The sequence below is a fragment of the Mesorhizobium sp. YIM 152430 genome (genome assembly GCF_029210365.1).
Classification (GTDB): domain Bacteria; phylum Pseudomonadota; class Alphaproteobacteria; order Rhizobiales; family Rhizobiaceae; genus Aliihoeflea.
This window is the reverse complement of record NZ_JARGES010000036.1, coordinates 1-18,741: the sequence shown is the minus strand read 5'-3', so window position 1 is coordinate 18,741 and position 18,741 is coordinate 1. Positions and strand designations below refer to the sequence as shown.

The following is an 18,741-nucleotide window of genomic DNA, read 5'->3' as shown; positions in this document are numbered from 1 at the left end:
GGTTTCGAGCGGTTCGAATATATTGGGGAAGGCCGGTTCGAGCTGGTCGTCAACCTCGCGGGAACGCTTGAGGATGGGCAGGCCACAGGATTCCCCAACACGCGCGGCCGCCAGAACGACAATTATCTGCGCATTGTGCGCCTCGAGGACGGAACGCTCGAAATCAGCTCGCCCGAGATCCCCGCGCAAAACCTCGCTCAACTCGAACAGCTTCCATTCAAGCCAATCGGAACGGTGCGGATAACACCGGCGCCGACTGATCGCGTGCTGGAACATAATGCCGACCGCGCGCCGGCAATGCTCGATCGCGCCTACCTCTGGAATGTCGATTCCTGGGAGGATCGAATTTTCATCAAGATCGCGCCCCAGGGCCAATGAGCCAGACTGAAAGAATGACCCTTTTGAGGGTGCAGCGGATTAGCCGAAGCAAGTTCCCATCGATCTATCAGGTGGTGGCCGATCATTGTGGCCAACCCCTTGTGATCGAGAAAACCACTTACACCCCCAAACAGAAGTTCAAGGCGGCGCATGATGCGCTGATCTTCCCGGCCGGAGTGAGTTGCCCCGCCTTGGCCACGAGGGGGCGGCTCTGGCCTGCCGTCGAGGCAGCCGAAAGTCGTTCTGACGCCAATCTCGCGACCCATTGGAAAGCCCCCATACCCAATGAGCTAGTGGGGCCTGCCGCCACTGCTTTGGCGATTGAGTTCGGTCAATACCTGGCCGATTACCTCGCCTCAATCGTGCATCTCGTCGTACTGCCTGCCACATCGGCTCAACCGGCAGTGATGCAAGCCCTCTGCACAACCCGGGAAGCGGGGCCGGATGGCTTCGGACTCAAGAACCGGTTCAATCTGAGCGTCGCCCAAAGGCGCAAACGCGGCTTCCCTATATCCCCGCGATCCGAGTTGACCGACCTTCGCGCAGCATGGGCGAAGATCTCGGCCGACCATCTTGGGCAACGCAACACGTCGCTCACGGCCGTCTCTTGGGGGCAGGGCAGTGGGGCTTACCAGTCTCGCCAGAACGGGCATCAATTGTAAGGTCTTGGTGATCTCTCCGGCTCGCGCTTGTGTTTCAGATGCAACCTATGTCCGGGTCACGTCAGGCAACCGCGCCGCGCACGATTTTCCCCGGCCGAATGGCCTTCCTCGCGAAGCAAAATCGAGCGCGGCGTGGTCCTTTGCTTTGCGCCGGCCGTTCCGGTGCCAGCCGCTATTCCCCTTCCATCGCTTTGTTGCATCACCAACGCGAACCAAGGAGTTCACAATGACTGACCTCACCAATTTCGTCCGGATCGATGGCGACAAGCTGACTGGCAACGTGGCCACCCTCACCTTCGATATCGACTTCACCGGGGAGCCGGTTGTCAGCGACAACCCCGACGCGCCCAAGTACAGGATCTTCGCTAAGAGCCCGCGCGGGCGGCGGATTGAAGTCGGAGCGGTGTGGCAGAATCTCAACCGCGACGACAAGCCTTACTACTCGATCTCGCTCAACACCGGCCACGGTCGGTTCTACGCCAACCTCGGCCGCTATCCCGGCCAGGACGAGGAAAACCTGTTCGCCGTGATTGAGCAAACCCGCAGAGGGCAGGGGGCGTAAGCCCCCTCCTACCATCTGCCATCAAATTTGGTCGATCGGCCGCGGCCATTTCTCTTGACTGGAACCGCCGCGCATGTTCCTGCTTTGTTCCTTTCGCGCGAGACGAAAGGAGCCGCTTTTGAATGTTCATCCAGCTTAAGTTCGAGGCTGAAATTTCGGTGCCCATGTTCGCTCATGGGCTTTGCGCCGGATTTCCGAGTCCTGCCGACGATTACCTAGACGACGCGATCGATCTGAACCGGCTTCTGGTCCGGAATCCGCCGGCGACCTTCTTGTGGCGCGTGGATGGAAACTCGATGCGCGATGCGGGAATCTACCATGGCGACCTGCTCGTGGTGGACCGCTCAATCACGCCTATTGATGGCGATGTGGTCGTGGCGATCGTTCATGGCGAGCAATCGCTTAAGCGGTTGCGCCTAAATGGCGACCGCCCCCGCCTAATGCTGGAAAACAGCGACATGCCTCTCTTTGAACTGCCCGAAATCGCGGAAGTCGAGATTTGGGGCGTCGTTGTCTGCAATATCCATTGGCTGCGTCGCCAGCCGGGGAGGGGGCAGTGAGAGCTTTTGCGTTGGTGGACGGCAATTCGTTCTATTGTTCCTGCGAGCGTGTATTCGATCCGAAGTTGGCTACCAGGCCGGTCATCGTCCTTTCCAACAATGACGGCTGTGCTGTCGCCCGCACGAGCGAGGCGAAGGCCCTCGGGATTGGCATGGGCGATCCCTATTTCAAGATTCGTGAGCTATGCGATCAGAACCGCGTGGCGGTCTTTTCGTCAAACTACTCGCTCTACGGGGACATGAGCGCTCGGCTCAATGCGATCTACCGGCAGTGGGCGCCAGAGGTCGAAATCTACTCGATTGATGAGAGCTTCCTTGACCTGTCTCTGATACCGGAGCGCGATCGGCAGACCTATGGGCGCGATCTGCGGGCGACGGTGCACCAATGGACGGGGATTCCGACCTGTGTTGGAATCGGCCCGACAAAGACACTCGCGAAGCTCGCGAACCGCGTGGCCAAGAAGAATGAGGAGCTGGGCGGCGTCTGTGATTTGACCGACCCTGCAGAACGCGACAAATGGTTGCCCAGGATCGATGTTGGCGATGTGTGGGGCGTCGGGCCAGCATCGGAACGAAAGCTGCTCGAACTTGGCATTGAGACGGCCGCGGATCTCCGCGACATGCCGACACGGCTCGCGAGGCAGCGGATGACGGTCGTTGGTGAGAGAACTGTTCTCGAGCTGCGAGGCATCGCCTGCATGGCTCTCGAGGAATTGCCGCCGCAACGCAAGGGGTGCGCCGTCACCCGTAGCTTCGGGAAGCCGGTTTCGACGCTAGACGAAATGCTCGAGGCCGTATCGGCACACGCTCTCCGCGCTGCTGAGAAGCTGCGCCAGCATAAGCTGGAAACATCGCACCTGACCGTATTTATGCACACCTCGCCCTTCAATCGTCGCGATCCAGCCCACGGCGGAAGCAAGACCGTTCACTTGCCGGAGGCCTCGGCCGACACCTTCGAGCTGATCGAAGCGGCAAGACGCGGCGCGCGGGCTGTGTTCCGCCAGGGATATCGGTATGCCAAAGCAGGAATCATCATGGACGATCTGATACCCGCCGGAAGCGGGATACGACCGCTCTTTGCCGCTCGCGACCGAGATAAGTCCGAACGGTTGATGACCGCGCTCGATGCGGTCAACGCCAGGTTCGGTAAGGGGACCATGATGCCGGCCGGGGTCGGCATCAATAAACGCGAGTGGCAGACCAAATTCGACCGCCGCTCACCGCGCTACACAACCCGATTGGACGAGCTGCCGGTTGCATCAACTCGATCTCCGGCCATCACTGGCACGTTCGTCGAGGGTGAAGATCTCTCCCCGTTCCGCACTGTCGCGTAGTCCTTTGAATGAGGGATGACGCAACTTTCCGTCGCCGGTCCAGGCGCGAAACTCGATTTCGGCGGCCAGGTCGGGATTTACGAACACGACACTTCGGCGCTTGAGAGAAACCGGGGGGATCGTCGTCGCCAACCGATCAAGGCTGCGCTTAAGCTCGACCGCCTGATCGAATGTGAAGCCTGTGCCAACGGACCCTACATAGACTAGCTCTGCGCCTCTACGCGCTGCGAGCAATAGGTTGGCGATCGCGCCGCGCACTTTTGTTGATGGTTCATAGCCCACTACAAGGAACGTCTCGCTTGCTACGCATTTGATTTTCAGCCAGTCGCCCTTGCGTCCGGATCGATATGGGCGGTCGCGGCGCTTTGCGATAATCCCCTCCAAGCCCAACTTACACGCGGCCGCTAGGAAGGCAGGCCCATCAGCCTCGACCTCTTCGGAAAGCCGGATTCCATCGCGTCGGCTGGCAATCAGATGTTCGAGCAAGTGCCGGCGCTCGTCCAAAGCCATTCCCGTTAGGTCGCGGCCGTCGCAATAGAGCAGGTCGAAAGCATAGAAGACCACTTGCGATCCCGCGACCTTTTTGCCGCCGCGCCCTCCTAAGCTCGCTTGAAGAGCATTAAAGTCAGACCGCCCCTGATCGTCCAGCACAACCGCCTCTCCGTCGATCACAGCAGTAGCCGCCGCGAGCTGCGCAAGGGCCTTTACAATCGACGGGAAACGATGGGTCCAGTCGTGGCCGTTCCGTGTGAGGATGCGGATAGTATCTCCCTCTTTGTGCAGGGCGAGACGGTAGCCATCCCACTTTACCTCGAAAGCCCAATCTGAGCCGTTCGGCGGCTCGGAAGCCAGCAATGCAAGACAGGGCTCAATCCGTGCTGGAAACGGATCAGCCGGGAGACTGGAGGATTTAGAAGGGCGCACCATGGCCTAAAAAGCGGCTACACTGGCAATGGTTCCTCGGCGGGTTGCAGTGGCCGGGCAAACGAATTAATATAGCAAAATCAATCACTTAGTTCCATAATGTAAATTATGCGATTCCAGAAACAGGGCTCCCAAGCCTCTCTTTTCCTGATTGGCTGGAACGCTATCTGTCTGGCAGTTCCGCTTTGGCTCTACCTACAGCCCTCGCCCGAACCGACTATTGCGCGGGCTGTCGTGCTGGTTTTCTTCGCTGGCCCCGCTGCCATTCTCGCGCTGATCGTCAATCTCATGACAATCTTCATTAAGCGCTCTCTGATTGGTATCGTGCTGACGGTGATCACAGCGGCAATAGTCGGCACCTGGCTCGTCGCGATATTACGTTCATAGGTGAATGGGCGGTACAGCATGGCCATTTGGAATGATCCGACCATACAGGTTGTGGGCGCAGCGATACTCGGTGGTTTCGGCTCATGGGCAGGGAAGAAGTACCTCGATCATGTTTGGGGCGAATTCTATGAAACGATTCGGATTAAGTCCGATGAGGAATTGGATCGAGACGCTGCAAAGTTAATCGAGGATCATCCTTCCATCGAGGCGCATAGGCTTGCTCTGACCAACGGACTTCTACCGATGTTCGCGGTATCAGCGTTTGTTTTCAGCGCCTATCAAGCCATGGGATATCTCGGTCGGTTGATTGGGGTTCCACTTGCAGGCGATCTTATGAGCCTGTTTAGCTTCCTATTCGTCGCATTCGCCATGATTCTAGCGATCCGCTTCACCGACAGGCACGCTGCGAGCCATCGCGCATTGCGCAGACATCTTGAGAAACCGGCTCCCGCCACCAAGCGGTCTCGCTCGGCAGCTAAGTAATCAGTCCAATCAGATCGCCGCTGCGGCAAGATGGGATGCAATCAGTTGCACCATGGCTCACGCCGCCCGCTCCATGTGCGCGCCAGCCCTTCGCTGACCAGCACATCGCCGGCGTCCACGCCATTGACGCTCACGGCTGCAAGGGTGCGGCCATAACGGTCGGTGCCCTGTCGATGGATTGTGACCTGCTGCCCGTTCATCAGCTCGGCCAGCCGGTTCTTTGACCTCTGTGCCAGGTCGGATTCATAGGGGCACTGCCCATCGATTTCCGGCGCATCGATATTGAAAATGCGGATGGCCTCGGCCTCACTGGTAAGGCCAAGCCGGATGGAATCGCCATCCCACACTCGAATCTCGGCGGACTCGCATGAAAGGGTGCAAAGCAGGATGGACACGATGATATGACTGTTCATTGGTTCGAGGCGGGTTCCTGATTATGGGCACGGATGCCGGACAGATCGATCCGGATCGACGCGGCGTTGGGGTCTTGGTCGCTGAATGGTGGCTCTGACGGCCCTGCTTCGGCCTGTGCCGGCGATCCGCCTACCTCCGTCTCAACCGGCGTTGTCGAGCGCGATGGCGTCGCTACCTCCACGTCGCCGGGATCATCGGCGTAAAAGACCCGCTCGCCCTCGAACCAACCGGTTCGATAGGCATAGATCGCGTCGTCAAAGGCCGGTTCGGCAGGCCCGCCATACCATTGCGTCACGATGCGAAGCACCTTTCCGAACAGCTCGGTTCCCAAGCGTAGGTTCTCGCAACTGTCGAACAACTCATGGCTGATCTGGCTCGGATCGGTGATGCCCAAACCGGCCGGGTATTGCGTGAGCCCGACGCGCACATTGGCCTGCCCTACCCACTCCTGCGTCGTTTCAACGGCCTGCTCGATCGTTTCGGGCTTGGGCACGAGAATCGTCCGATTACCTTGGGAAACGTGGATGGTCAGGTGGTCGGAAGCGTTCATTTCGGAAACGAACTGCTGAACGATTTCGACCTCAAGCCGGGGATCGGCGCAAAGCTGGATCAATTCAGGATCGATCATCGGACTCTCCCTAGTGGTTGAAAGCCATCACCAGCGGCAGGCCGAAAAGCGCGGCCCACGCCTCGGCGCTCGCCTTTTGAATGGCGACGATGTTGGTATCACCCGTCCACCAGCCATTCCCGGTTGCCACAATGACCTCCGGGTCAAAGAGCATGGATTGCAGGATCGGCCAGATGATAAGTTGTTCGTAGCAGATGAGCGGCGCTATCGAAACGCCGGCAAAGTCCACGACCGGATTGGCGAAGAAATGCGCGTGCGCCCCGCCAGTCGCCCAGGGCTGCCACATGGAGATCGGAACGGGCATCCGCTCATAATAAATGACCTCACTGCCGTGCCCCGAAACTTGCACCATGACGTTATCATAGCCAGTCTGGTCGATGACGATGGCACCGCCATTGACCACTACGTCTATCCCGGCAAGCTCGCGGGTCCACAAGCGCTCCGCGGTCGCAGTCCAGATTCCGAAAGCGCTTTCGGGCAAAACCACAAGGCTTGCCCCCTGCCCTGCGGCTTCCCTCACCATGGCGATCGTTGCCATGTGCTGCGCATAGTCGGCGTACTGCCCCGCTTCGCTGAACTGGAAGCTTGTATTGATCCCCTGCCAACCTTCAGGCAAATTTGGCGGTGTCCAGGTTGCGGCGGACACAGCAAACGATCCTCCCAAAGTCAGCGCGGCGATTGGCCATAATCTTGTTGTCAAAATGAGAAGGCCGGTCGCTGTCGCAGCAAGGCCAAACCATCCCCAGCCGGGAAACAGGACGCCGGCCGCCGTGATCGGGCTTGCCCATCCGGCTATGCCGAACGGGGGCAAGCTCATGAGGATCGCGGCTATCGCATACCGAATAGGGCGTTGCCACCCTGCCCTGCGGGTCCAGAGAACGGTGTGGACCGCAACGAACATGAGCGAGGCCAACAGCCAAAGCGCAAGGCCCATGCCCATGTCCGAACCGTAGAAGATCGCGACGCCTTCGGGCAGGCCGCGCGATGCGGCGAGGAAATGGGCAAGCGCGACAAGGGCGGCAACGACGCGCGAGGGCGCGAAGGCCCAAAGCGCCGGGAAAAGAACGCCGGCAGCAAGGGCGAGGGTGTGACCGCTCCACCCGATAGCTCCGGTGAAGATCCCGCCGGCAACAAACGCGGCCGAAAGCGCAATACTACGGGGCGAAGGTGAGAACTTCGCGGGCAAGCCCAAGTGTCCCCTCGGCCGGGAGCGGCCCGAAATAGCGTGAGTCATAGGAACCGACGAAATCTGAGTGAACAAAAAGCGCGCCGGCTTCCACTGCGCCGCCGCCATGGACGGGCATTGCCCGGCCCTCGGCATCCGCCTCAAGGACGGTAGAATGTGGAAGCGGGGTGCCGTCAATGATGACCTGGCCGTCAACCTCGACCGTCTGACCGGACAGGGCGGCTACGGTTTTGATGAGGGGACCAGTGCCCGAAGGGCATAGGCCGCGTGGCAGGTATCCGCGTTCAAGCGCCAAATCGGCCGCCGCGCCGGGGGGCGGACAGATGAATATTCTGTCCCCTACCCTCACCTCGCGGTGCAGCGGCTCAATACGCCACAAGCCATAGGCGTAGCTGGGCGTAAAATTGACGCGATAGCCGCCGATGGCGAACGCGGCTGCCATCGAACCGAGAACGACAACGCCGGCGCCAATGATGGCCAGAGCTGCGCGCCGGTTGGTCATCGCGTCATCCCTTGATCGCGGGTTTGCGTCTGCGCCCGGACCTGCTGTCGGGCCTGCTTCTGCTCATGGGCCGCGATCTGCTGGCTGGCATGGAACAAGGGCCATGCCGCTGCCAGCTTCGACCTGTCGCCTTCAGCCACCTTCGACGCCGCCGCCTCAAAGGCTGGTCCGCTCGGCTCTTTCGACGCGAAGGCGCGCTTGCCGAACTTTTCGTCCAGCGACTTATTGAGCCGGTCGATCTCCCCTTTGACCATCTTGTCGGCCAGGGCGTAGGCCATACCCGAGTCGATATCGTTCCGGTCGATAGCGTCTCGGACCCGCTCGAGGACGCCGTTGCCTGCCGACGAAATCGCCGGCACGTCGATGCGTTGAAGATCCCGCTCACGCGAAAGCTCGACCGTGCGAAGGTCCGCAATCTCAGCGCGCAACCGGACATAGTTGCCGATCTGATCGCGAAGCGCAGGCACGTTGTTGATGGCACGATCCCGCTCGGCCTTGGCGGCGCTCGATGCAAACAGGCCCGCTTTGCCGCGCAACGGGCCATAGGCTTCAGGATCACGGCCAAGCTGATCGCTTATCGCCTCGGCCGCCGCCCGGTCCCCCTGCAAGGCCTTTTCGAGCCCCATTGAGGCCATGGCCTCCTGCGGCTTCTCATAGACATTCTTCATGCGGTCCTGAATCTGCGTCCAGTGGACGGTGAGTTGAGCATCTGACTGCATCTTTGCCTCCACGGCTTGGGGGATCGAAAGTCGCCACGTCGCGCGGCCGCGCAACCATGGCTGCGAGGGTGCAGGCGTTGCCTGCGGAACATTTGTGCTGGCAAGGCCAAACCGCTCGACAAAGGCCGCGAGCTTCCGGCTGGCGGCGGCGAGCCGGTCGCGCTGACGTGCCAGCCAGCGTGTTTGATTGACGGCCGCGGCCTTCATGATGCGGGCGCTGTGCAGCCCTCGACGGGTCGCATAGGCCACGGCCTGGCCGTAAAGTTTCGATCCGACGAAATCGAGCGTCGTGGATTTGGCCGCCGACCGCGACATGCGCGCGACGAGCTGGCCGAACAGAACCGACTTCTCCGGCTCGCGCGCAAGGCGGGCGGCGCGATCTGCGGCCGCTTCCAGCCGTGTCGCTTCCCACACATTGCGCTCCACATCGCGTTCCTCGATCCGTGTCGCCCCTGTCGCAGCGTCCCTAACCGGAACCTTTACGGTCACTTCCTCCGTGCCAGCGCGGCGAAGCGAAACCGTGTCGCCAGTCTCGGCCCCTGCCCTCCCTATGGCCTGCGGTAGTGCCACGCCCCAAAGCCGATGAATGACGCCATCGGGCGTTTTCACATCGGCAAAGGGAGTGGGTTTGGCATGGGGATCGTCACCGAACGGGGCTTCACCCTTTTCGACCAGCTCGCCCGTCACACCCTGCGCATGGTCTACCTTCCCAGGGCGACTGAACAGGACCTCGGCACCCACGGCAGATAGCGCCGGATCGCCCGCCTCAATGACATTGGCCGACCAGACATTGCGCTCGGCAAGACGTTCCTCGAAACGCTTCTCGCCGGTGGCTTCGTCCTTGACCGCCACCTTCACCGTGACCTCTTCGATGCCGTTGCGCCGAAGGGTGATCGTGTCGCCAATTCGGGCATCGGCCTTTCTGATCGCCTCCGGCAAGGTCACGCCCCAAAGCCGATGCGTGATCCCCGACGGATCGCGCAAATCGACATAGGGCGTCGGCCTCGCGTCCTCCCTATCGTGGAATCTGGCCTCGCCCGCATCGATCATCTGACCGGTGACGCCGGCAGCATGATCGACGCGCACAGAACGCTTGAATTCGTCCGCACCGGCATAAAGCTGAACTTCGTCACGATGCCGGGTCAGCGCCACATAGGTCAAATGACGATCGAACATGGATGAGGCGAGAACCTTCACCTTGTCGATGGTGACGCCCTGACTCTTGTGGATCGTAGTGGCGTAGCCGTGATCGACTTTCGAGTAGATATGCTGCTCGATCTCGACACGGCGTTTGTCCTCGCCAACCTCGGCAATGATCTTGCCGCGATCAGCCTCGACGACACGGCCAATCATGCCGTTCATCACGCCAAGCGAACCTTCGTTTTCCAGGAACACGATCTGGTCGCCGGCCGCGAAGTTTCGCACGCCGTTGGCCGTGCGGAACGCATGACCTTCCTCGATCAGCCCTTTCGCGCGCAGGCCCTCGCGGGCGAGCGCATTGAGCGCCGCCACGTCCTTGCGCATGAATGCCATCATGAGGGTGGTGCGGTTCGGATCGTAATCAGCAACCCAATCGGCCACCATGGACGCGATAGCTTCGTCCTTGGTGGCCTTCTCGATGATATGCCCCTTCTCCTGATAGGCCGCCAGAGCATCGCTTACATTGCCTCGTGCAAGGGCCATGGACGCATCGCGCATCCACTGCTCACGCTGCCGATAGATGGTCGAAAGCTCGGCAAAGCCGATCTGTTCGGACAGGGCTCGGAATGCGCCGCCTGCCTCGATCGGTTGAAGCTGGTCAGCATCGCCCACCAGAACGATCTTGGCTCCGGCATGAGCTGCGGCCGATATGAAATCGGCCATCTGACGCGAGGAAACCATGCCCGCTTCGTCCATGACGAACACGGTCTTGTCGTCCAGCTTCAAGTGGCCCTGCTCCCATTGGAGCGCCCAGGACGCCAGCGTGCGGCTTTCAATGCCCGCTTCCTTTTGAAGCCCCTCGGCGGCCTTGCCCGCAAGTGCACCGCCGACAACGCGATAGCCTGACGCTTCCCAAATTTCACGCGCCGCCTTCATCATCGTTGTCTTGCCGGCACCGGCGCGTCCGACGATCAGCGCGAGCCGTTCATTGCCGGTTGCAAGCTCGATCGCATTACGCTGCTCGTCCGAAAGCTGGCGATGATTGGCCAAAACCTCGTTGCGGATATGAGCCTCGGCACCGAATGAACCATGGGTCGAAAGGTGCGCGGCTTGTCGGGACATGGTGTCCTCGATCCGCACCATCTCCCGCGTTGCGAACTGTGCCGGCCGAACCTCCCCAGTATCGAAATCGACGCCCTCGCCCGCGAGCATGACAAGCTCCGGGCTTGCCATGATCTGCGCCAACAGGTTCTGAAACTGCTGGCCGTCATCAATCCAACGATGCAGATGCTTGGCGATATCGCGCTCGTCAAAGACGCTCTTTTCCCGCGATACCGCGTCAATCACAATCTCCGGGCGGCGGGCTATTCGGGCGGCATTATCGCGGCGCAAATCCTCATGAAGCGCCATGCGGTCAAGGTCCACTTCGCGACCTTGAGCTAACGCCTCCTTCGCGATGTTTCGCGTCCGAACGCCGATCTTTCCCTGTGGCGTAAGGTCGATGCCTTGCTCGGCATATGAGCGATGATCGACGCGCGCATCGATACCATATTGGGCAAGGTGCGCATTCTGGACCTGCGCCCAGGCTGCGCGCATGTCATTGAGGGTTCCACGATCACCGGCCCAAAGCCGGTACTGAATCTTGCCATTCTTGCCGCGTTGCGGGTTTCCTTCCTTGTCGAGAACCGGCACCTTTTTCGATCCGAAACCCTCTTGGGTTAGCGGGCGCAGGGTCGTCATGATGTGAACGTGAGGGTTGGCCTCAACATCGTGATAAACCCAATCGGCCACCATTCCCCGCGACAACATTTGCTGGCCGATGAACTCTCGGACCAACTCAATATTCTGATCCTTGGTCAGCTCCTTCGGCAGCGCCAGGACGAACTCTTTGGAAAGCTGCGCGTCACACCGCTTCTCAAAATCTTCGACCGTGTTCCAGAATGCCTCTGAAACTTCGGCGGCGCTGCGATCTTCCATCATTGAGTGCAGCCACTCCGGCGCATCGGCGGGGGCCATAAACTCCGAATGGGCGACATTCTTCTTGTTCGAGAAATCCGCCACGCGGTCCTCTCGCTCGAACTCCATTCGGGCGGCGTGCCGATAGGCTGCGGCGGCCACAGCGCTGCGCCCCTCGCCCCGGCTGATGATCTGACTTTCAAAATGGTAGATCGCCATCAGCCCTCGCCAGGCGCGCAAGCGCTCTCAAGCTGGCAGGGGTGATTGGGCGAACGTCGCATCAAGCCTCCCGGCGCACGTCGCGAAGCGACGTATAAGCGCGCATTTAGAGAATGACCAAAAAAGCACCGGCAAGCCGGTTCCTTTTTGAATGACTGCCCTTACGGGCAGAGAGATATTGCCTTAATGATCGGAAAAAGGCTACCTTTTATGTAGCTTTCAGCCCACAGAAAGGATGCAAAGTGGCAAAGAGATCGAAGACACCAGCGCAAATCAAAGCTGAAATTGAGCGACTGAACAGCGAGTTAGCGCAAGCCGAAGCACGCGAAGGTGAGCGGATCGGCGCTCTCGCTGTCAAAGCTGGCCTTCATGAAATTGATTGTTCTGACGCGGACTTTATCAAGGCATTCAAGGAGATTGCCGCCCGATTTCGGGCCGCGTCGGAACAGCCTGACCAGACGGCTTAGAGGCCGGCTGAACAGGATGGAACGGGACCAGCAAGCGGCCAAGTCTGCTGAGCGCAGGAAGGACGCCCATGAGAAGATCATGCTTGGCGGCCTCGTCGCCAAGGCGGGCCTGCGTGATGAAGACAAGGCGGTAATCCTCGGCCTTCTGGTCGAGGCGGCTGACGCTCTCAAAGATCATCAAACGCGCGAACGGTTCAGGCTGCGCGGGAAAGCGATTTTCGACAATGACACCAAAGCGGGCATTGATGCTGGCGGCTCCGGCGCTGCTGATGATCGGAGCCTTCACCGCGCTACGCGGTAGCGAGAACTGGTTCGCGCAATTCGGCACTTCGCCATCGAGCTACCAGACATGGGGGCGGATTGGATTGACAGTCCCCTATGTCGCCGCCGCTCTTATCGGCGTCCTTTTTCTCTTCGCCTCGCGCGGATCATTGTTCATCCAGTCAGCGGGCCAGGGCGTCCTTTTAGGCGCTCTTGGCCCCGCCCTTTATGGGGCATGGATGGAGTATGCGAGACTTTCCGATATCGGGATGCCGGTGGATGCGCCGCTGACCTATTTGGATTTCTACTCGGCGGGCGGAATGCTGCTCTGCATCTTCGTCGCAATGTTCGGATTGCGCGTTGCGGTTAAGGGAAATTCGGCATTTGGCTCGAATGCACCTCGCCGCGTGACTGGAAGCCGCGCCATCCATGGCGACAGCCATTGGATGGATGAGGCGACGGCAAAGCGGCTCTTTCCAGCCTCGGGTGGCATTGTCATCGGTGAAGCCTATCGGCCCGACAAGGATACCGTCGCCGGCGTCAACTTCGATCCCCGGCGGAAAGAAACATGGGGGCGCGGCGGAGCCGCCCCACTTCTTTGTTTTGATGCCGGATTCGGCTCGACGCATGGCCTTGTCTTTGCTGGCTCAGGCGGCTTCAAAACCACTTCGGTCGTTATCCCGACCGCGCTCAAGTTCAAGGGCTCGCTGATCGTCCTCGATCCCTCGACCGAAATTGCGCCCATGGTCAGCGAGCATCGCGACCGCAACGGGCAAAAGATCTATACGCTCGATCCCAAGACGCCGCATTTTGGGTTCAACGTCCTCGACTGGATTGGCCAGCACGGCAGCAAGCCGGAAGAAGATATTGCCTCCGTGGCCGCATGGTTGATGAGCGAAAAGCCGCGCGTTACCTCCGGCTCAGATGACTTTTTCCGCACCATGGGCGAACAGCTCATAACTGCGATCATCGCGGACGTAGTACTAGGGGACAATCCCGAGGCTGATGAGAATCCGGATGGCACTACGACGCGCGAACGATCTTTGCGGATCGTGCGCAAGCGTCTGGCCGAACCGGAAGAAACGCTCAAAGCCAAGCTCGAAGAGTTGCACAACGAAACCTCATCCCGCTTCGTCAAAGAGGTTGTCGGACCCTTCATCAACATGACGCCGCAAACCTTCTCTGGCGTCTATGCGACAGCGGCCAAGGAAACGCACTGGCTCTCCTATGAGAACTATGCGGCTGTCGTTTCGGGCAACTCGTTCAAAACCGATGACATTGCCGACGGCCGTTCAACCGTGTTCATCAACATCGATCTCTCCACCCTCGAAAATCACCCGGGCATGGCCCGCGTGATTATCGGTGCGTTCCTCAAGGCGATTTATAACAGAAATGGCGACATGCCCGAACGCGCCCTCTTCCTGCTCGATGAGGCCGCGCGCCTCGGTTACATGCGGATTATCGAAACGGCCCGTGATGCGGGCCGGAAGTATGGCGTCACGCTGCTGATGCTGTTCCAATCCCTCGGACAGATGCGCGAAGCCTTTGGCGGTCGCGATGCGACCAGCAAATGGTTCGAATCTGCATCGTGGGTGTCGTTCTCGGCCATCAATGATCCCGAGACTGCTGACTACATTTCCAAACGCTGCGGCACTACAACCGTCGAGGTTGGCCAGCTCTCGCGCACTTCGCGCGATATGGGTTCATCCCGAACACGGTCGATGCAGCTCTCCCAAAGACCGCTAATCCTTCCCCATGAGATCACACAGATGCGCTCGGATGAGCAAATCGTGTTGACCAGCGGCAACCCACCACTGCGCTGCGGCCGCGCTGTTTATTTCCGTCGCCCGGAAATGCTTCGCGTGGTCGGCCAAAGCAATTTCGGCCCGGCAAAGGCAGGGGCGAAGGGCTAGGCGGAAGCCAGCCCGCCCCCGTTTACCACAGGCTCGGCCATCACTACGGCGCTATATGGAAAGCGCGTTCTGGCCTCGCCTGCTCCGCCCGGTTTCCCTTGAAACCGGGCTCCGGCCCTTCGGGCTGGAAAACGGGGTCGGCCCGGTGGTCCGCTCCGAGAAGCCGCCCCTATCGGGGCGGCTCGATTGCGGCGTCAAGCGCCGCTTCTTCCTCGGCTAGCTTGGCGCGAGCTGCCATTAGTTCGGCCTCGATCGTCGCCCGCTCGGCCGGGTCCACCGACGCCGCCAGTTCGCCCCGAAGCTCCTGAATGTGATCGTAAGTCGTCATCGTCGTTTCTCCTGTTTGAAAACAGGATCGGCAGTTCGTGTCCAGGCGTTCGGGTCCATGACGGCGATAGGCCGCCTCCGGGGATCGGGGGAGCCGATTTTGTGTCGGCGCCATCGGCGCCGGCACAAAATTGGGGGGACCGATCATCATGGACGCGAACACCTGGGCGCGGTTTAATGGAGCCATTGTTGAGAGAGGCAATGCCACAGTGCTCGCCATGGGCAAGGGGTGGGTTCTCGCCATGCTCGGCGCATAGCGCCTGCGCGTGGCTCCGATCCCGGCTCCGCCGCCCCTGCCCTCGCCTGCGCGCTGCGGCCATGCTGAAAGCATCGGGACGAGGGGCATCGCCCCTCGCCCAGCTCGGGTAGGTTCGATCCGCCTCCGGCGCGGATCGAACAAGGGGCAGGACTAATCCCCGGTGCTGACCTTCTCGATGAGGCGGTCAAGTTGCGGCCGGTCTAGCAAGGAAAACTCGCCACAATTTCCCGCCAGATATTCCAGATCCTCGGGGCGGGTTTCGAGGTTGCACCAGTGGATGAGCGCCGCCTTGATGGTGGCCTGCTCGATAACGTCGAGCGTGAGACTTATCGAGTGCATTTTGACCATGTTGGGCTCCCATGCTTCGTTGCGCTCGGGGGCAGCGGGGTTCCCGCCGCCCGGGCCGGGGGCCGGTCCATTAGGACCGGCGTTCGGCGTTGAGGTATTCGTTGGGGATGACCGCATAGAGCGTGTCGTCGTCCTGACCGGGATAGCGGCCGAGGTTCGCGTAGAACCGGGAGTGGCCGGTGCTGATGGTCAGCGTGTAGTAGGGCTGGTCATCCCGGTTGAGGCGTTCCCAAATGCCGCCGATCTCGACGCGACGCCCGCGCGGGCTCTTGGTGAAAAGGCGGTACTTCGGGGCCTTTTCGTTGTCGCTGACAACCGGCTCGCCGGTGATGTCGATGTCGAATGCGATGGTGGCAATGTTGCCGATGACGGTCTTGGCGTTGATCTGGATGAAGTTGGAGAGGTTGTCGGTCATCGTTCTGCTCCTTTGATTTCGATTTGCCGATGGGAGCGGAAAAAGAGCGGGCACGGCCCGAACTGCACCCGTAGGGCCGAAGCGGAGCGAAGGGCCGAATGACGACGCGATTTTGTTGCGCGAGGAGGCCGCTAGGCCGGGGAAAATCGTGGCGGCATGAGGTTGAAGGACGGGACGCCGCTCTTAGCTTCCCATGTCGGCTAATCGATGAAAAACAAAGGGGCAGTCGCTCATGACCGCCCCAACCAACACCCCAACCTGATCGATGCCTAGCGGATCGGACCGCTCCGCCCTTGTGTTCGATCCTGAACAGTGGCGCGCTCTTGTTCGCGCAACTGGATAATGCCCTTGTCCAACTTTCGCAGGGCGTTCCGCGCCTCCTGCAACGTCGATTGGTCGATGCCGTACTTTTCAGCCAGACCGGGCTTGAACCTGACAAGGCTGCGCAGATGGCCGGCGTCATCACCAAAACGACGCTCGAAGGCCTTGATGCCGCTTTTCAGTTCGGCCGCCTGCTCTGATGTGAGTTTATGCCCCAGGCGAATGGCTTCACTAAGGTTCTCCGAAGGTGCGGGCACGGCCTGAAGGCTGCGGCGGGCAAGGTCGTGCTTGTCTTGGCTGAGCTGCTGACGAATGGAATGGACGATCGCGACATACTCGCGAAGCTGCGATTTGAGGGCGTATTGCTGTGCAACAGCGTTGCGATGCGCCTGCCGCTCTTCCCGGCTGGAAAACGGTCCGTCCTTGCCTCGAAATGCGCCGAACTGCTTCGGATCGGAAGCCAGTGCATCGGCAATGCTGCTGTCGCCTATCCGGCCCTCGAATGCCGCCCTCTCGGCCGCCTCAATAATTTTCGACGGGTTCGCAAAGACCTTCTCGGCCGAAAGCTCAAGGGCTGCTCGCACCTGGCCGTGGCACTTGTTTTCGGCGGCCGCCGTTTCGACTTCCGCGCGGGTGACATGGGTATCGATTTCGCGCGCCGGGATCAGCGTTCGCTTGGTGGCCTCTGCATTCGGTCCCAGGCCGGGGAGCGAATGCAGCACTTGGGTCATTTCCGCACGATCAAGAGCACCTTCACGGATGAAGGGCTTAAGATAGGAATCGAGGTGCCCTTTCCCCGGCTCCTGCAACTCTTTGGTCAGAGCGGAAAGGTAGGCGGTCTTTTCAGTCTGCGACCAGTCAATGTGCATACCGGCCCGCCGGCAAAGCTCGGCGTGAGCCGTCATGATGGTTCGACCATTGCCGTCGAGGAAGGGATGAGCATGGGCGAGATAGCCCATGATTTCCCCCGGCTTCTCCCGCATAACGGCGACGTTCTGCCCACGCTCGAGCGCATGGTTGGCGGCGAGTTCTATGTCCAGCGGGTGACTGAACAGTCCCTCGATGCCGGCTTTGGTGATATCAAGGTCAGGCGCGTTCTCGCGCCTGTCTTGACCAGCCCAAGGATAAAGATCGGAAAAGAGGATCGAATGAACCTCTTTTAGATCCTGATAGTCCAGATGATCGCGCGCTTCCAGAACAGCCATAGCGCGCTCGACATTGCCGCGAAACGCGGCATGTTCGAGCTGCTTTACCTTGTCTGGATCTTTTTGCGCTGCGTGGTTTCTGAGGTATCCGCGGCTCGCAAAGTCGCCGAACGGATCAAACATTAGGCTCGTTGCGCTCTTCCAAATATCGTGAATGAAGGCGGGTCAGTTCCGCGCCATCCACGACCCCCTTACGTCGCAAGCCAACGATCAGCTCTTCCACCTCGTCCAGCGTCACATCGTCGCCCGCAAGGCGGGTCACATCGTCTGCCCAGTCATCAATCTGGGATCGCGATGCGGTGATTTGGTGGCGGCGGGCAAGATCGCGAACCGCCTGCTCGGCGGAACTTTGCGTCAGATTTTCGGCTGCCTGTGCCATTATGTCGAACCTCATATTTGTTTAGATTTCTAGCATGGTTCTCGGCCTGAATCGATAGGACCAGCGGAGGAAAAAGGGCGGCCTATGCGGCCGCCTTAGCCTCCTGCTGGTTATGCAGGAAGTCGGCTGCTGCCTGCGCGCGTGACGCTGCGCGGAAGATGGCTTTCTTGTCTTCCTTGAGACATTTCAGCCAGCTTGCGAGATACGACGCGCTCTCGTCGCGAACGCTTGCGGTTATATCGAGGTCGCTGCAAATGAAGCACGCAGTGATCTCGGCTACAAGTTCCTCGAAGGCATAGCCCTTCGTCTTCATATTGGTGCTGCTGATGCGGTCGAGGCGTTGTTTTGCTCCGGTCCAGTGCGCCAGCTCGTGGAAAAGCGTCGAATAGTAGGCTTCCGGGCTGATGAAGGCCGCGAAGGGCGGCATCTGAATGCGGTCAGCATCGGGAATGTAGCAAGCCCTGTCGCCGCCATGGCTGATGCGGGCTCCTGTCTGCCGGGCGAAGTCCTCTGCGCGTTCGATACGCTGCTCGGCTGGCAAGGGCGTCGGGGCGGCATAGTGTTCGTCCGCGAGCCCGTCGATCTGGCTCAGATTGAACACGGTGTAGCCTTTGAGGTACGGGATTTCCCGGTCTTCGTCCTCGGCGTTTTCGGCCTTGCGGCTGATGGTGCCGTACTTGACGATCAGCGTGCCCTTCTCGCCTTTGCGGACCTGGCCGCCAAGTTCCTGCGCCTGCCGGTAGGTCATGAACCGTTGATGCTCAAAGCCTTGGGCAGCGGTCGCGAGCCACA

At 60.1% G+C, this 18,741-nt stretch carries 21 protein-coding genes and 1 pseudogene; 10 read left to right on the top strand and 12 right to left on the bottom strand.

All coding sequences use genetic code 11. The annotated features are described in order from the left end of the window. From PZ895_RS11345 to PZ895_RS11325, 5 genes are all read left to right on the top strand, one after another. The coding region (locus PZ895_RS11345) for a hypothetical protein (RefSeq protein ID WP_275839106.1) at positions 1 to 378 on the top strand (378 nt) is incomplete at its 5' end. Continuing rightward, positions 375 to 1,040: a MobA/MobL family protein gene (locus PZ895_RS11340; RefSeq protein ID WP_275839105.1), complete on the top strand. Its 666-nt coding sequence runs from the start codon at positions 375 to 377 to the stop codon at positions 1,038 to 1,040. The genes PZ895_RS11345 and PZ895_RS11340, both read left to right, overlap by 4 nt. 226 nt (positions 1,041 to 1,266) lie before the next feature. Beyond that, positions 1,267 to 1,602, top strand: coding sequence for a DUF736 family protein (locus tag PZ895_RS11335; RefSeq protein ID WP_127071612.1), 336 nt, complete (start codon positions 1,267 to 1,269; stop codon positions 1,600 to 1,602). Positions 1,603 to 1,724: 122 nt separating this feature from the next. Continuing rightward, positions 1,725 to 2,162, top strand: a complete 438-nt coding sequence (gene umuD, locus PZ895_RS11330) for a translesion error-prone DNA polymerase V autoproteolytic subunit (RefSeq protein ID WP_275839104.1) — start codon at positions 1,725 to 1,727, stop codon at positions 2,160 to 2,162. Further along, the gene (locus PZ895_RS11325; protein ID WP_275839103.1) at positions 2,159 to 3,496 is read left to right on the top strand and encodes a Y-family DNA polymerase; all 1,338 of its coding nucleotides are present in this window, start codon (positions 2,159 to 2,161) and stop codon (positions 3,494 to 3,496) included. Before umuD ends, PZ895_RS11325 begins: the two co-directional genes overlap by 4 nt. On the opposite strand, the pseudogene ligD reads toward PZ895_RS11325, so the two are convergent. Then, positions 3,422 to 4,399 (bottom strand): annotated as a pseudogene (ligD, locus tag PZ895_RS11320) (non-homologous end-joining DNA ligase); the annotation flags it as partial. The gene PZ895_RS11325 and the pseudogene ligD sit on opposite strands and share 75 nt — an antisense overlap. Before the next feature lie 129 nt (positions 4,400 to 4,528). Between ligD and PZ895_RS11315 the strand changes: the two are divergent. Both PZ895_RS11315 and PZ895_RS11310 read left to right on the top strand, forming a co-directional pair. After that, the gene (locus PZ895_RS11315; RefSeq protein ID WP_275839102.1) at positions 4,529 to 4,807 is read left to right on the top strand and encodes a hypothetical protein; all 279 of its coding nucleotides are present in this window, start codon (positions 4,529 to 4,531) and stop codon (positions 4,805 to 4,807) included. Between the two features lie 18 nt (positions 4,808 to 4,825). Beyond that, positions 4,826 to 5,290, top strand: coding sequence for a hypothetical protein (locus PZ895_RS11310; RefSeq protein WP_275839101.1), 465 nt, complete (start codon positions 4,826 to 4,828; stop codon positions 5,288 to 5,290). A gap of 41 nt (positions 5,291 to 5,331) precedes the next feature. Here the strand turns inward: PZ895_RS11310 and PZ895_RS11305 are convergent, their stop codons facing one another. Genes PZ895_RS11305 through traA form a run of 5 tightly spaced genes read right to left on the bottom strand, consistent with a single transcriptional unit; the run spans position 5,332 to position 12,054 of the window. Beyond that, complete coding sequence (locus PZ895_RS11305) at positions 5,332 to 5,703, bottom strand: thermonuclease family protein (protein WP_275839100.1); 372 nt, start codon at positions 5,701 to 5,703, stop codon at positions 5,332 to 5,334. Further along, positions 5,700 to 6,332 (bottom strand): conjugal transfer protein TraH, encoded by a 633-nt coding sequence (locus PZ895_RS11300; RefSeq protein ID WP_275839099.1) that lies wholly within the window; start codon positions 6,330 to 6,332, stop codon positions 5,700 to 5,702. Before PZ895_RS11300 ends, PZ895_RS11305 begins: the two co-directional genes overlap by 4 nt. Positions 6,333 to 6,342: 10 nt before the next feature. Beyond that, positions 6,343 to 7,518 carry a conjugal transfer protein TraB gene (locus PZ895_RS11295; protein WP_275839107.1) on the bottom strand — a complete coding sequence of 392 codons (1,176 nt, stop codon included), beginning with the start codon at positions 7,516 to 7,518 and terminating at the stop codon, positions 6,343 to 6,345. Further along, positions 7,487 to 8,020 carry a conjugative transfer signal peptidase TraF gene (gene traF, locus PZ895_RS11290; protein ID WP_275839098.1) on the bottom strand — a complete coding sequence of 178 codons (534 nt, stop codon included), beginning with the start codon at positions 8,018 to 8,020 and terminating at the stop codon, positions 7,487 to 7,489. The genes PZ895_RS11295 and traF overlap by 32 nt, the downstream gene beginning before the upstream one ends. Beyond that, entirely contained in the window at positions 8,017 to 12,054 is a 4,038-nt protein-coding gene (gene traA / locus PZ895_RS11285) for a Ti-type conjugative transfer relaxase TraA (RefSeq protein ID WP_275839097.1), read from the bottom strand. Before traA ends, traF begins: the two co-directional genes overlap by 4 nt. Before the next feature lie 242 nt (positions 12,055 to 12,296). Between traA and PZ895_RS11280 the strand changes: the two genes are divergently transcribed. The 3 genes from PZ895_RS11280 to traG are packed head-to-tail and all read left to right on the top strand — an operon-like array spanning position 12,297 to position 14,695. Continuing rightward, positions 12,297 to 12,521, top strand: coding sequence for a TraC family protein (locus PZ895_RS11280; RefSeq protein ID WP_275839096.1), 225 nt, complete (start codon positions 12,297 to 12,299; stop codon positions 12,519 to 12,521). Positions 12,522 to 12,537: 16 nt separating this feature from the next. Then, complete coding sequence (locus PZ895_RS11275; RefSeq protein ID WP_275839095.1) at positions 12,538 to 12,822, top strand: conjugal transfer protein TraD; 285 nt, start codon at positions 12,538 to 12,540, stop codon at positions 12,820 to 12,822. Then, entirely contained in the window at positions 12,767 to 14,695 is a 1,929-nt protein-coding gene (traG, locus tag PZ895_RS11270) for a Ti-type conjugative transfer system protein TraG (protein WP_275839094.1), read from the top strand. The genes PZ895_RS11275 and traG overlap by 56 nt, the downstream gene beginning before the upstream one ends. Before the next feature lie 169 nt (positions 14,696 to 14,864). On the opposite strand, the gene PZ895_RS11265 is transcribed toward traG, so the two are convergent. The 6 genes from PZ895_RS11265 to PZ895_RS11240 all read right to left on the bottom strand — a co-directional run. Next, positions 14,865 to 15,023 (bottom strand): hypothetical protein, encoded by a 159-nt coding sequence (locus PZ895_RS11265; RefSeq protein WP_275839093.1) that lies wholly within the window; start codon positions 15,021 to 15,023, stop codon positions 14,865 to 14,867. Between the two features lie 408 nt (positions 15,024 to 15,431). Continuing rightward, entirely contained in the window at positions 15,432 to 15,629 is a 198-nt protein-coding gene (locus tag PZ895_RS11260) for a hypothetical protein (RefSeq protein ID WP_275839092.1), read from the bottom strand. A gap of 70 nt (positions 15,630 to 15,699) precedes the next feature. Further along, positions 15,700 to 16,044, bottom strand: coding sequence for a DUF736 family protein (locus PZ895_RS11255; protein ID WP_275839091.1), 345 nt, complete (start codon positions 16,042 to 16,044; stop codon positions 15,700 to 15,702). A 269-nt stretch (positions 16,045 to 16,313) separates the two neighbouring features. Next, a complete protein-coding gene (locus PZ895_RS11250; RefSeq protein WP_275839090.1) occupies positions 16,314 to 17,693 on the bottom strand; it encodes a Fic family protein in 1,380 nt (459 codons plus the stop codon). Next, positions 17,686 to 17,949 (bottom strand): hypothetical protein, encoded by a 264-nt coding sequence (locus PZ895_RS11245; protein ID WP_275839089.1) that lies wholly within the window; start codon positions 17,947 to 17,949, stop codon positions 17,686 to 17,688. Before PZ895_RS11245 ends, PZ895_RS11250 begins: the two co-directional genes overlap by 8 nt. An 82-nt stretch (positions 17,950 to 18,031) precedes the next feature. Beyond that, positions 18,032 to 18,741: zincin-like metallopeptidase domain-containing protein (locus tag PZ895_RS11240; protein WP_275839088.1), on the bottom strand; the 710-nt coding region annotated here is incomplete at its 5' end.